This is a genomic window from Corynebacterium pseudokroppenstedtii, from assembly GCF_019754945.1.
Taxonomy (GTDB): domain Bacteria; phylum Actinomycetota; class Actinomycetes; order Mycobacteriales; family Mycobacteriaceae; genus Corynebacterium; species Corynebacterium pseudokroppenstedtii.
Genome location: NZ_JAEUWU010000001.1, coordinates 207,754 through 221,539 on the forward strand (window position 1 = coordinate 207,754; position 13,786 = coordinate 221,539).

The 13,786-nt window shown below is 58.6% G+C and carries 11 protein-coding genes; 7 read left to right on the forward strand and 4 right to left on the reverse strand.

The features are described 5' to 3' along the window. Positions 1–29: 29 nt before the first annotated feature. Both JMN36_RS00900 and JMN36_RS00905 read right to left on the reverse strand, forming a co-directional pair. A complete protein-coding gene (locus JMN36_RS00900) occupies positions 30–815 on the reverse strand; it encodes a TetR/AcrR family transcriptional regulator (RefSeq protein WP_204087174.1) in 786 nt (261 codons plus the stop codon). A 91-nt stretch (positions 816–906) separates the two neighbouring features. Then, the gene (locus tag JMN36_RS00905; RefSeq protein WP_204087173.1) at positions 907–1,617 is read right to left on the reverse strand and encodes a 3'-5' exonuclease; all 711 of its coding nucleotides are present in this window, start codon (positions 1,615–1,617) and stop codon (positions 907–909) included. 158 nt (positions 1,618–1,775) lie between these two features. On the opposite strand from JMN36_RS00905, the gene ligA reads away from it, so the two are divergent. Together ligA and ilvA are read left to right on the forward strand one after the other, a co-directional pair. Continuing rightward, on the forward strand, positions 1,776–3,863 hold the full coding sequence (ligA, locus tag JMN36_RS00910; protein ID WP_221923674.1) for an NAD-dependent DNA ligase LigA: 2,088 nt from the start codon (positions 1,776–1,778) through the stop codon (positions 3,861–3,863). Between the two features lie 89 nt (positions 3,864–3,952). After that, the gene (ilvA, locus tag JMN36_RS00915; protein WP_221923675.1) at positions 3,953–5,509 is read left to right on the forward strand and encodes a threonine ammonia-lyase, biosynthetic; all 1,557 of its coding nucleotides are present in this window, start codon (positions 3,953–3,955) and stop codon (positions 5,507–5,509) included. Positions 5,510–5,539: 30 nt separating this feature from the next. Here the strand turns inward: ilvA and JMN36_RS00920 are convergent, their stop codons facing one another. Then, on the reverse strand, positions 5,540–6,202 hold the full coding sequence (locus tag JMN36_RS00920; protein WP_204087170.1) for an ACT domain-containing protein: 663 nt from the start codon (positions 6,200–6,202) through the stop codon (positions 5,540–5,542). A gap of 240 nt (positions 6,203–6,442) precedes the next feature. On the opposite strand from JMN36_RS00920, the gene gatC reads away from it, so the two are divergent. The 5 genes from gatC (at position 6,443) to JMN36_RS00945 (ending at position 11,775) form a co-directional block, all read left to right on the forward strand. Then, positions 6,443–6,736, forward strand: a complete 294-nt coding sequence (gene gatC / locus JMN36_RS00925; protein ID WP_046202506.1) for an Asp-tRNA(Asn)/Glu-tRNA(Gln) amidotransferase subunit GatC — start codon at positions 6,443–6,445, stop codon at positions 6,734–6,736. A gap of 3 nt (positions 6,737–6,739) precedes the next feature. Continuing rightward, positions 6,740–8,251, forward strand: a complete 1,512-nt coding sequence (gene gatA / locus JMN36_RS00930; protein ID WP_221923676.1) for an Asp-tRNA(Asn)/Glu-tRNA(Gln) amidotransferase subunit GatA — start codon at positions 6,740–6,742, stop codon at positions 8,249–8,251. A gap of 10 nt (positions 8,252–8,261) precedes the next feature. Then, entirely contained in the window at positions 8,262–8,903 is a 642-nt protein-coding gene (locus JMN36_RS00935; RefSeq protein ID WP_204087168.1) for an NUDIX hydrolase, read from the forward strand. Positions 8,904–9,309: 406 nt separating this feature from the next. Continuing rightward, a complete protein-coding gene (locus JMN36_RS00940; RefSeq protein ID WP_204088736.1) occupies positions 9,310–10,692 on the forward strand; it encodes an MDR family MFS transporter in 1,383 nt (460 codons plus the stop codon). Between the two features lie 51 nt (positions 10,693–10,743). Next, positions 10,744–11,775 (forward strand): 6-phosphofructokinase, encoded by a 1,032-nt coding sequence (locus JMN36_RS00945; RefSeq protein ID WP_204087167.1) that lies wholly within the window; start codon positions 10,744–10,746, stop codon positions 11,773–11,775. Between the two features lie 33 nt (positions 11,776–11,808). On the opposite strand, the gene JMN36_RS00950 is transcribed toward JMN36_RS00945, so the two are convergent. Beyond that, the gene (locus JMN36_RS00950) at positions 11,809–13,785 is read right to left on the reverse strand and encodes a gamma-glutamyltransferase family protein (RefSeq protein WP_204087166.1); all 1,977 of its coding nucleotides are present in this window, start codon (positions 13,783–13,785) and stop codon (positions 11,809–11,811) included. Position 13,786: the final 1 nt, after the last annotated feature.

Consider the following 13,786-nt stretch of genomic DNA (forward strand, 5'->3'; position numbering starts at 1 on the left):
CAGCCCTGGCAGCCCGGCCGTCCCCGCGTTTACTTGGATTGAGTTGGCCGCTGCACAGAACTCTGCGCGGCATTAATCACAGCCTGAATAGCGGTGACGTACCAATCTTCCACTTCGGTGTTATCCAGCGGCTCAACAGCGCGAGTGTTCTCGGTTTCCACCGCGGTGTGGTGCTGCATCACGGGGACAGAATCGTGCCCGGACTCGGCATTATCCTCACCACCGGAACCCGAGGTGACTTCGCGACCATGCGGTCCTTTGGCCCCACCGTGACCATTCATGGGACCACCCATCGCGGTGACCCCAGCATTAATGAGTGACTGGATACTCGAGATTAGTTCCGGCTTCAATTCCGCCGGAATGTCGGGCAGTTTATCGACCTCACGCGCTAGAGCCTGGGTCAATTTGGCGTGCAGACGTCCAATTCGTGCTCGTGCGTCGTCGTCAAGGTGGACCCGGGAAAGAGCGGATCGCCACGAGTGCCGAGACTCGCGGGCCTCGCGGAAACTGGCGCGGGCGTATGCCTCGATAGCGTCGAGCGGCCCAGGTGCATCGTCCATCTGGTCGGTAATGACCTGGGCGCGCCGGGGGAAATCCCGAACGACGACGGCCTCGATCATGTCGTCGACATTGTTGTGATACCGGTAGAGGCTTGACCTGCCCATACCGAGGCGCTTGGCGACAGTCCCGACAGTGAGCGGGGCTGCGTTCTGGTCGGTTTGGGATTCTTCGAGGATTTCTTCGACGGCATCGAGGATTTTCTCGGACGTTTGACGCCGGTGTTCAATCACTGACTTCGCTGAAATCCTTGGCATGAGGCTATCCTAACCTTTAATTATGGTGAGTGAAAGTAGCGGGGAAGAAAAACCCCCATCATTGTGTAGCAGCCCTACTGTTGCACGCGGGTCACGTATGTGAACCATCCCGCATGGGCCACGCAGTGGAGAAATCTGTTATCTCCCGACCTTGCGACGCGAAATAGTCACGCAACTGTATTTGGTAGTCGAAATAAGAAACCGCCTGAAATTCCATCAGCTCATCGGCCGTTTTCTTGACCAAATCAGGCCACATCCGTGCCATTTTCCACGCCACCCGAGCCGCCGCGAGGGCATCTGAACTGGCATTGTGGGCATTATCCAACTGAATCCCGTAACGCTTCACCAATGTCCCCAACTTACGCGGGCCCGTCCGTCGGGGCTCCAACGCCCGGTCCATCACCAGGGGGTCGAACACTAATCCACTACAAACAAATGACGGCTCCAGGTGCCGCAAAATCGTGAGGTCATAGGCGGCATTAAAAACGATGAGCGTCTGCCCGCGCTCCCATCCGTCGTAAATCCCACGAATCGTCTTGTGTAAGACATCGTCATGAGGTTCGCCATGCTCCCTGGCATACTCCGTCGAAATCCCATGAATCTTTGACGCCGACTCGGGAATCTCAATGCCAGGGTCGGCGAGCAATTCGGTGGAATTGGCCGATCCACCATGGATGGACACGAGTGCCGACGTCACAATTCTCGCCTGTAGAGGATTGGTGCCCGTGGTCTCCAGATCGAAGCTGAGCATAGAGGCGGGATCAAAGTGACTCGGCGCGGACGATGGAAGCGGCATAGGCATAGATTAGACGACGGGTCGGACACGGGGATAGGTGTTCGGTCCAGGCCGGCATTGGCCGTGGTAGCGCCTGTGGTAGCACCTGCGACGTTGTCCACGGCGTGCATCGGCAGTGGCAGCCGTGATGTGGGCCGGCGGTGAAATCACTCTATGCTGGGCGTGTGAATAATTCCGGGAATTCCACTGACGTGAGCACCGATCTTCAAGCGTATTGGAACCAACTTGCTGTTGATGTTCGGCACCACCGTGACCTCTACTACAACAGTGAGCCCGTGATCTCGGATGCTGAATTCGATCACCTTTTCAAGACCCTCCAAGACCTGGAAGCCGACCATCCGGAGTTAGCCAAGAATGGTTCACCGACGGAAGAGGTGGGCGCGCCCGTCCCGCCCCCTACCCAGACCAGCGCTGGCGAAGTGACCTTTGCCCCGGTCCGCCACATCGAGCGCTTGTACAGCCTGGACAATGTTTTTTCGAAGTCAGAGTTGCTGGAATGGCTGCATAGAACCCCCGCGCCGACGTACTTGACGGAGCTAAAGATCGACGGTTTATCCATCGATCTGGTCTATCGTGATGGCGAACTCGTCTCTGCCGCCACTCGAGGCGACGGCGTCACCGGCGAGGACATCACTCCGAATGCCCGGACGATCTCCGATATCCCGCAAACAATTTCTCCGACGGACGAGTATCCCGTACCAGCGTTGCTGGAAGTGCGCGGCGAAGTGTTCATTGGCGTCGAAGAGTTCGCCGTCATTAACGCGGACCGCGTGGAGCAAGGCCGGAAGCCTTTTGCCAACCCACGCAATGCCGCGGCGGGATCCTTGCGCCAAAAGAACCCCGCGGAAACCGCTAAGCGGAACCTGTCGATGATCTGCCACGGGATCGGAGCGCGCGAAGGCTGGGAACCTGCGACTCAACATGATGCGTACACAGCCTTGGCCGCGTGGGGTTTCCGAGTATCGCCGTACACCAAGCGTGTGACTTCGGCCGATGAGGTCATTGCGCAAATGGAGTACTGGGGCGAACACCGTCACGATGCGACCCACGAAATGGACGGATTAGTCGTCAAAGTTGATGACCTAGCTGAGCAGGAGGATTTGGGCGAGACCTCGCGCGCTCCCCGGTGGGCTATTGCCTACAAATATCCGCCCGAAGAGGTCGTGACGACGCTGCGCGATATTCGTATCGGCATCGGTCGGACTGGTCGCGCGACGACGTACGCCGTGCTGGATCCTGTCCTGGTGGCTGGCTCAACGGTTGCTCGGGCGACGTTGCACAACCCATCGGAAGTCCACGACAAAGGTGTGCTGATCGGCGATAGGGTCACCATCCGCAAGGCTGGCGAGGTCATTCCCGAAGTCCTGGGCCCGGTAGCGGATGCGCGTGACGGGTCCGAAAAACCATTCGTGTTCTCCACTGTCTGCCCTGAGTGCGGCACACCGTTGGTGCAGGCCAAGGCGGATGACGCCGATTGGAGATGCCCCAATACACAAGGGTGCCCCGGTCAGTTGCTCGCCCGGATGACGTATTTGGCCGGCCGGTCCGCCTTCGACATCGATGCACTGGGCGTGTCGGGTATCCAGGATCTGATCAGGTCGGGAGCGTTGACGAATGAATCTGAGCTCTTTGATCTCGATGAATCGCATCTTCTGATGACCTCGGTGTTTACCACCAAGGCCGGGAAGGTCAATGCGACGGGTAAAGCGTTGCTAAAAAACCTCGAGGAAGCGAAGTCCACCGACCTGTGGCGGGTCATTGTGGCGCTCTCCATTCGTCACGTGGGCCCCACAGCTGCCCGCGCGCTGGCCACCAAGTATGGGTCTCTCGACGCCATTCGTAACGCGTCCGAGGAAGAACTCGCCCGGATCGATGGAGTAGGCAGCATCATCGCGGCGTCGTTGCGGTCATGGTTTGCCGTCGATTGGCATATAAGAATTGTCGACGCCTGGGCTGCGGCCGGTGTCCGCATGGAGGAAGACCAGCAGCAGGCGCAACCCCAGACCTTGGAGGATATGACTGTCGTCGTTACAGGTACTTTGGAGGATTTCACGCGCGACTCGGCGAAGGAAGCGATTATCTCCAGGGGAGGCCGGGCAGCGGGGTCCGTGTCCAAGAAGACGGATTATGTCGTGGTCGGGGCTAATGCTGGATCGAAGGAGACGAAAGCGCGGGACCTCGGGTTGCGTATTCTCGACGAGGACGGTTTTAAAGAGCTTTTAGAAACAGGCCGTGTGAGTGACCCTGCTTAAGCAGCGGCTTTCCTTTTAGCCGACCTTTCGGTCATGATGCTAACGACGACATAGATGACATGAGATAGACGACACTCAGGAGTAACACGATGTCCCCCGCCCAGAAGCCTCACCCCTCTAATTCTGATTATCTGAGCTTAGTTGTCCGAGCCCCCGTGTATGACGCCGCGGAGAGGACGCTACTGGAGCCTATGCCGCGAATGTCGCAACGGCTGGGCAATGACGTCTATGTCAAGCGCGAGGACACCCAGCCGGTCCACAGTTTTAAGGTCCGCGGTGCCTACGCTCGCATGGCTGCCCTCACCGACGACGAGAAGCGTCGTGGTGTGGTCACGGCCTCGGCGGGTAACCATGCGCAGGGTGTCGCCTTGTCCGGCAGCATCATGGATGTGTCGGCACTCATCGTGATGCCGACGATGACCCCGCAGATCAAGGTCGATGCGGTCCGGAACTTCGGCGGCGAGGTCCTCCTCTTCGGCGACAACTTCGACGAGGCCAAGGAACGCGCCTCTGAAATCGCCCAATCCGAGGGCCGAGTTTTCGTTCCCCCCTTTGACGACCCTCATGTCATCGCTGGTCAGGGGACCATTGGGTTAGAGATCTTCCAACAAGCGTCGACAGTTGATCGTGTTTTTGTACCCGTCGGCGGCGGTGGTCTCGCCGCTGGTGTGGCCGTCGTGTTGAAGCAGCTGAACCCGCGCATCAGCGTGATCGGTGTCGAGCCCGAGGGCTCGGCCTGCTTGACCGCAGCTATGAAGGCCGGCGAGCCTGTCACATTGGATCGCGTGTCTTTGTATGCGGAGGGCGTGGCAGTCGCCCGCATTGGTGACGAGACGTTCCGGGTTTGTCGGGATAATCTCGACGAAGTCATCACGGTCAATTCCGACGAAATCAGCGCTGCTGTCAAAGATATTTTCGACGACACCCGCGCGGTGGCTGAGCCATCGGGGGCTGTTGCTCTTGCTGGGTTGAAGAAATACGTGACGACCCATGGAGTGCATGGCGAGACGCTGGCCCACGTTCTGTCTGGTGCAAACCTGAATTTCCACGGCCTCCGGTATATTTCTGAACGCGCTGAGCTAGGTGAACACGGCGAAGCGCTCTTGGGCGTGACTATTCCGGAACGTAAAGGTGCGTTCCTTGAGTTCTGCCAGGTTCTCGGCGGCCGGTCCGTGACGGAGTTTAATTATCGCGTGGATGACAACGATCGTGCGCGCATCTTTGTAGGTGTGCAGCTCCACGAGGGTGATCAAGAGCGCGATGACATTATCGCGGACTTGCAGGAGCGCTCCTATGATGTCGTCGATTTATCCAGCGACGATGCCGCGAAGGAGCATGTCCGCTACATGATCGGCGGGCGAGCACCCAGGCATTTCAACGAGCGAGTGTTCTCGATCCAGTTCCCCGAGCACCCCGGTGCCTTGCTCCACTTCTTGAAGGTCCTGGGCACGCACTGGAATATCAGCCTTTTCCATTACCGGAGCCACGGGATGGATTACGGCCGCGTGCTATGTGGATTCGATGACACGGAGAACCCGGCGGGCGACGGGTCGGACGATGATTTCGACCATCACATGCAGGAGCTGGGATACCAGTTCAAGGAGGTCACGGATTCGGTGGCCTACACGTACTTCCTCAAGTCATAGGGCGTTTGCCGTAGGCTCACGGTTCCCGCACTAGTCCATCATTGCGCTCAGGATGGTGCCGAGCTTGCCGAGGTGTTCAACCTCTCCGGCCAGGAAATCCGGCCCGCCAGGGCGGCCGATGACGAGAACGTCGTCCTTGTCGCTAATCGGCGCGGCCGCCAGCGCTGAATCCATGACTGTCCAGCTTTCGGGCAGCCAATCGTCGTCCTCGCGGTCGAGGCACCGGGCCGTCGTCACCGGGGTGGACTGAAGAATACGCCCATCATCCTCGGGGGCGGCCATAGAGGCGGCAACGCGATGCACGTCGGTCCGCCCGCTCAGCACAATGGCCCAGCCCGCCGACATCGTCGTCGGAAGTCCGTCGACAAGAAGCTGGAGAGCCTTGCTCCGGGACGGTGCTTGGGCGATCGATGCCAACATGGCGACCTGTCCGGAACGGTTCACCGAGCCGGAGAACGGGCGGATGGAATCGACTTCGACGCCGTCGACCTGCTGAGCTGCGGTAATAAGGGTGTCGGGGAGGGATGTGGGCGGAAGATCGATGACAATATCGTCCACAACGGCACCGTCGGAGAAATTGTGGCTGACGATATCGACGCTGCGGATATCTCCGCCGACCTCGCCGATCGATGCGGCAAGACGGCCTAAGCTGCCGGGAGCGTCAGGCAGGAAGACGCGGAGGAGGAACGACATAGAAAACCCTTTATTCGACGGTGCGGTGCGATCAGTGCACTGTGATCAACTAGACAGTGTAGGCGTTCCCTGTGACACGCGTGGGAACCGGTGACAGAAATAGACAGATTGGTGCATTTCGGGTTGTCGCACCACGGTGCCCGTGCCGAGCGTCGGCGGCCGTCCCCCTAAGGCCACATGAATCCCGTAACCGGCTAAACTAGGGGAGTCATCATTGTCACACCAGGTGAAGGAACCACTGTGTCTTCTATTTCCCGCGACGAGGTCGCGCACCTTGCGCGCTTGTCTCGGCTCTCTCTCACCGACGACGAGCTGAATGAATTCGCTGATCAGATCGACGGCATTATTGAGCACGTCCAGAAAGTATCGAATGTTGATACCGAGGGCGTTGAGCCGATGAGCCATCCCTCTGATCTTGCCGGTGTTATGCGTGAGGATGAAGTTCATCCGACGTTGACGGCTGAGCAGGCCTTGGACCAGGCCCCAGCTAGCCAGCGTGACCGTTTCGAAGTACCGCGGATTCTGGGGGAGTAAACCATGGAGACCACATATCGCGTTGCGAATTTCAATGCTGACGATCTCACGACGTACACCGCGGCGGATCTGGCTGAAAAAATCCACTCCGGCGACGTGTCATCGGTGGAAGCGACCCAGGCGCATCTGGACCGTATTTCACAGATCGACGGCGATATCCACGCTTTCCTGCATGTTTCTGCCGACGAAGCTCTCGCGGCGGCCAAGAAGGTCGATGACAGTATCGCCCGTGGCGAGAAGCCCTCATCCCCCCTCGCCGGTGTTCCTTTAGCCTTGAAAGATGTCTTTACGACGACGGACGCGCCGACGACGTGTGCGTCAAAAATCCTTGAAGGGTACATGAGCCCGTATGACGCGACGGTGACGAAGCGTCTGCGCGAGGCTGGTATTCCTATCGTCGGAAAGACCAATATGGACGAGTTCGCCATGGGGTCGTCGACGGAAAACTCGGCTTATGGGCCGACGCATAATCCGTGGGACCTTGACCGGACACCGGGTGGCTCCGGCGGTGGCTCGGCCGCAGCGTTGGCGTCGGGAATGGCGCCTCTGGCCATCGGTACGGACACGGGCGGATCTATCCGCCAGCCTGCGGCACTGACCAACACGGTCGGGGTGAAGCCGACCTATGGCACAGTATCGCGTTACGGCCTCGTTGCCTGCGCGTCGTCGCTTGATCAGGGTGGTCCGACTGGCCGCACAGTGCTGGATACCGCACTGTTGCACGAGGTCATCGCGGGATACGACCCGCACGATTCCACGTCAGTCAACCGTCCCGTTGCGCCTGTGGTTCAGGCCGCCCGCGAAGGGGCGAAGGGGGATCTGTCCGGCCTCAAGGTCGGCGTCGTCAAACAATTGGCAGGCGACGGTTACCAGGACGGCGTCCTCGAGTCGTATAACGAGGCCGTGAGCACGCTCTCTCGTCTGGGTGCGGAGGTCGTGGATGTGGATTGTCCTCACTTCGACGACGCATTGAGCGCGTACTACCTCATTCTCCCGTGTGAAGTGAGCTCTAACCTCGCCCGGTTCGACGGGATGCGCTACGGTCTGCGCGTCGGTGATGATGGCCACCATTCGGCCAATGACGTGATGGAACTGTCCCGCGAAGAGGGCTTCGGTTCCGAGGTCAAGCGACGCATCATCCTGGGAACGTATGCACTCTCGGTTGGGTACTACGACGCCTACTACCTGCAGGCTCAGCGTGTTCGTGCGTTGATTGCCCGCGATTTTGCCAAGGCGTACGAGAAAGTCGATGTGCTGGTCTCTCCGACGACGCCGACGACGGCGTTCAAATTGGGTACCAAGGTCGATGACCCCATTTCGATGTACCGGTTCGACCTGTGCACGCTGCCGCTGAACCTTGCCGGCTTGTGCGGTATGTCGGTTCCGTCGGGGTTGGCCTCTGATACGCATCTCCCCGTTGGCCTGCAGATTATGGCCCCAGCGCACCAGGATGATCGACTGTATCGCGTCGGTGCCGCATATGAGGCTGCTCGCTCGGGAGAATCACAAGAGTAGGTTAGGGCCTATGGACCACAGTGGAGACGGTTGGGCAATTCAAGCAAATGGTGCGCGGTTCTGGGGAGTCGAAGGAGCAGCGGGATTGTTGCTTCGAGCGCCGGGGCCTGATGGTCTTCCCATGGTCCTCATGCAATATCGTGCCGAATGGACATCAATGCCCCTCACCTGGGGTGTACCGGGCGGAGCGCGTGATGCGGATGAAACAGTCGAAGAAGCCGCGTTACGTGAAGCCATTGAAGAAGCCGGCCTCAATCCCCAGGATGTCACGGTCGTTCAAAAACAAGTGACGACGCGGGTCCCAGTGGATTATGCGGTGCGGAGAGCACCGGCTGAAGATTGGCCGCGTTTACCCTGGTACACCTCTTTGACGGGGAAGCGTTGGGTGGGGCTAATGGACCCTAGTGTGCGCGAGTGGACATATACGACAGTGTCGGCTTTTGCTTCTCATCCGCTTGAGGTGCACAAGAATAATGAATCCATTGAGCTGGTGTGGGTGCCAGAATTCGAGATTGAAAGTTTGGATTTAATGGCCCCCTTCCGGAGTTCTTTGTCGATGACGTCGAGTGTCGTCCAGCATGGCGATGTTTCTCAGCCGACGATGCGCGCTAATAAGTCGGGCGAGGGCGCGTTCTGGGTGATGCCTCGGTAGCCTCAGTAAATAGGCGGGCTGTGCGAGGTAGAGCTCGAGGGTTGGCTCGGCGTATGTCGCCTGGGTTCCTTGCCTGCCGTCTGATCGCGGGCCCGAATTAAGGTTTCGCGATGATCTTTGTGTGCGCGTAACCTGTCTGGATGGACAAGGTGAAGTCTGTACTACGAGCACGACTTTCGCCTTAAATAGTTCGCTTTTCGAGCATTTACGGGAGAAAACCCCGAATTCCGTCAGCGTTCACTCTTTTCTTTTGTAACGATGAGTAGATCAATAGTGGTGAATAAATAAGAGGTAAGGAAGCTTTTTGACTGGTAACCTCAGCGGATCGTCGCACCAAGAGACGACGACCAACACAGCAGCGAATAATCCCTCAGCCAACTCGTCTCAGGCGGGACAACCCCAAGGAATGATCCCAGAAAAAGACGCGTGGCGTGCATTAGTAGCGCTCTGCATTGGCTTTTTTATGATCCTTCTGGATCAGACCATTGTGGCAGTGGCAACCCCTGATTTTCAGAGTGCGTTAAACGCCGACTACAGCCAAGTGCTGTGGGTAACGTCGGTGTACTTGCTGACCTACGCAGTCCCGCTATTGGTCACAGGCCGATTGGGAGATCAGATCGGGCCGAAGAACGTCTATGTCGCCGGCATGGTCGTCTTCACTCTCTCGTCCCTGGGCTGTGGTTTAGCACCGGATATTCATTGGCTCATTGCCGCGCGCGCTGTTCAGGGGCTAGGTGCTGCTCTGCTGACCCCTCAAACCATGAGCGTGATTAACCGAATCTTCGCGCGTGAGCGACGTGGCGCAGCCATGGGCCTGTGGGGTGCCACCGCCGGAATGGCAGGTTTGGCCGGCCCGGTCCTCGGCGGGTTACTCACCACATGGATCGGCTGGGAATGGATTTTCTTCGTTAACGTTCCGATCGGCGTGGTCTCAGTCATCATGGTGCACAAGTGGGTGCCACAATTGCCGACGCGAAACCACGGCTACGACTGGGGTGGCATCGTGACCTCTGTCATCGCAGTGTTCTTGCTGGTCTTCGCGCTCCAGGAGGGTGGCAACGCAAACTGGGCACCGTGGATCTGGATCATGATTGCAGCGTCCGTCGTCGTCTTCGGTATTTTCATCATGATCGAAAAGTGGGGCGACCAGCGTGGCGTCGAAGTGCTGGTCCCGCTGTCGCTCTTTAAGGACAAGAATTTCTCGGTGGGCAATATTTCGATCACGACGATGGGCTTCGCTGTCGCTGGTCCGATGGTTCCGATCATGATTTACTTCCAGCAGTTCCACCACATGTCGGCCCTGAAAGCCGGCCTGATGATGGTGCCGATGGCTCTGATTTCAGGTTTGCTCTCCCCATTCGTCGGCCGTTTGTCGGATACAGTGCCGCCGCGTCGGCTATCGCTGACCGGATTTACCTTTATGACGTTGTCCATGCTCTGCTACTTCTTGGTGATGAAGCCGGATACGTCGGTGTGGTGGATGTTTGTGCCCATCGCTCTGCAGGGGTTGGGCAACGCGTTCGTGTGGGCGCCGAATTCGACGACCACCATGCGCGATCTCCCGATGGAGAAAACGGGTGCGGGGTCTGGTGTGTACAACACCACGCGCCAAGTTGGTTCGGTGATCGGTTCCGCTACTGTCGCAGCGACGCTTGACGTGTTCATGCAGCATACCGACCCAGTGTCGTCTTTAGGCTGGACGATGATTTTCCCGGCAACGGTGTTGTTGGTCGGTTTAGTCGTTGTTACGCAATTCCAAGGAACAACAGCTGCAACGCGCGGAAAGTAGTAGGTGGTCCCGGATAGGCAACACGCCGGCGATCCGGCTAGGGTAGTCACTATGCGTATTGCGACTCTTACCTCCGGTGGTGATTGCCCGGGACTGAACGCGGTGATTCGTGGAATTGTCCGCACCGCGAGTTCTGAATATGGCTCCACCGTGGTCGGCTATGAAGATGGCTGGGTGGGGCTCCTCGAGGATCGCCGAATTCAGCTCTACGACGATGAGGAGATTGACCGGGTTCTCCTCCGGGGCGGAACTATCTTGGGCACGGGCCGTTTACACCCGGACAAATTTCGCGAAGGAATTGAACAGATTAAGGAAAACCTAGAGAACGCGGGGGTCGACGCGTTGATCCCCATCGGCGGCGAGGGAACGCTGAAAGGTGCTCTCTGGCTCCATGAAAACGGAATCCCGGTGGTCGGCGTCCCCAAGACCATTGACAACGACGTTAACGCGACGGACTACACCTTCGGTTTCGACACCGCGGTTTCCGTCGCCACTGATGCGATTGACCGTTTGCACACCACCGCAGAGTCGCACAATCGTGTGATGGTTGTGGAGGTCATGGGCCGTCACGTGGGCTGGATTGCGCTTCACGCAGGTATGGCCGGCGGTGCTCACTACACCGTGATCCCCGAGGTTCCGTTCGATATCGACGCGATTTGTAAAGCCATGGAGCGTCGTTTCCAGATGGGGGAGAAGTACGGAATCGTCGTCGTTGCCGAGGGTGCCCGTCCGAAAGAAGGCACCATGGAACTGAAGGCTGGCGGGATTGACCAGTTCGGTCACGAAGTTTTCACCGGCGTTGGCCAGCAAGTTGCCGACGCTATCCATGAGCGTCTGGGCCACGATGTCCGTACAACTGTGTTGGGCCATATTCAGCGCGGTGGTACACCGACGGCTTATGACCGCGTTCTCGCCACGCGCTACGGTGTTCACGCTTGCCGTGCAGCTCACGAAGGTAAGTACGGAACCGTCGCTTCCCTCCAGGGAGAGAATATTGGGTTGGTCAGCCTCCAGGACGCGGTTGGCACGCTGAAGGTTGTTCCGATCGAGCGGTACGAGGCCGCGGCTGCTCTATTCGGATAATTATCGTCCGGTAATCACCCGACCACGCGGGCATTACCCGCCCATGACGGCACCTTCCCGCCGCGGATCCGCCCCGCCGAGGAGGTGCCCATCACGAGTTCGGATAATGGCGGATAGTCCACTCGATTGTTCGTCGAGGTTGACGGTGTGCCCTCGACGTGTGAGACCGTCGACCAGTTCCTGAGCCTCTGGCGTGGCTTTTCCGTCATGGCCGATGTCTGGGTGCTCACCACCAATGCCGGTTTCCGGTTTATTTCGGGCGCCGAAGTTGGGCAGAGCCACGGCTTGCTGTGGATCTAAGCCCCAGTCGAGGATGCCGATCAGTGTTTTGATGACAAATTGCGGAATGACCGCTCCACCTGGCGATCCGACGACGGCATAGAGATCTCCCCGCTCGCCGGTCTTCGTCATGGTGTACACGATCGTGGGAGACATCGATGACCTCGGCCGTTTCCCGCCTTCCACCCGGTTCGCCTTGAGCTGACCGTCGTCGTCACGGGGTGTGGCCTCGAAATCGTTGAGCTGGTTATTCAACATGAACCCATCGACCATGTGGAATGAGCCGAATGCCGATTCCACACTCGTCGTCATACTGGCCGCGTTCCCATACGAATCGACGACGGAAATGTGGCTGGTTCCGTGTTCGGGTTGATCCTCACCGCGGGCGTGATCCATGTCGAATGTGCCGGGTTTCGCTGTTCCCATGGATTTCTCCGGGCTGATCTGCGAATACCGCTGCGCTAAATATTCCGGGTTGAGCAGTTTGGTGTAATCGCCGTCGGGGCGGTTCTCAAAAGCGGTGTCGGCAAGGTAGGCGTCGCGGTCCGCGTAGGCGAGGCGCTCTGCTTCAGAAATGATATGGACCGCCTCGGGGGAGGGCACGCCACCATTATTGTCGACCTTGAGCGGTTTCATCGCGGAGAGATCCGCGTGAGAAAGAATCCCCAGCGTAGCTGCTACCGTGACGCCGCCCGAGGTGGATGGCGGTGCACCACAGACAATATGGGTGCGATAGGGGCCACACAGTGCTTGTTTAACAGTGGGGTTGTATTTCGCGAGATCGGCCGTCGTTAAGGAGGATGGTGTTGTTCCGCCCTGCTCGCTGCGTGCTCGGGCGACGATGTCGTCGGCTATTTTCCCTGTATATAGCGCTTGTGGGCCATTGACTTTGAGGGATGTGAGTGTCGTGGCATAGGCCGGGTTGGTGAGGCGCGTCCCGGTTTTCTTTCCGGTTCCATCCGGGTTGAGGTAATAGGCCGCGGCTTCTGGATCGCGGGCGAGGTCTGCGGCATTGTCCTCAATCGTTGTCGCGAGCCGAGGGCTGATGTCGAACCCGTTCTCAGACAGCGTGATGGCAGGTTGAACAAGGTCACCCCATTGCGTTTTCCCGTGTTGGGTGTGGAGGGTCCCTAAGGCGGCCATGATTCCCGGTACACCGATTGACCTGCCGGAACGTCGCGCGTCGGGCTCGGGTGTGTGAGTGTCGGTGGAAGATATCTGCGACAGGTAGGTGTCAGGCGCGTCGTCGGGCGCGGTTTCACGGCCATCGATGGCGGTGACAGAGTCGCTCGTCGCGTCGTGGTACAGGATGTAGCCACCACCGCCGATACCCGACGATTGAGGCTCCACCAGCCCTAACACGAGTTGCGCCGTAACCAACGCATCAGCAGCGGTTCCACCAGTGGCCAACACATCGCGGGCGGCAGCCGTCGAGACGGGATTTGCGGTGGATACGGAGTATGAGTCCGTCTGTACCGCCGTCATGTCCGGGCGGTAGTCGGTATTTGATTCGGGAGCGACGGAAATATCCCGGTTCGGTGCCGGCGGCGCAGCGTTCGCTGTTCGCGTGGATGCTGGGGCGTATCCGCTGGCAATAAGCAGGACGAGCGTGCTCATCATCGACGCCCATAGTCGTCTGCGGCGAGATAATTGTTGTGGCTGCGTCGCGACCAGTGTCGTCGACGATTTTCGTTGGCTTTTTGACGTTTGTCGGCGGGGGAGCGGATTCATT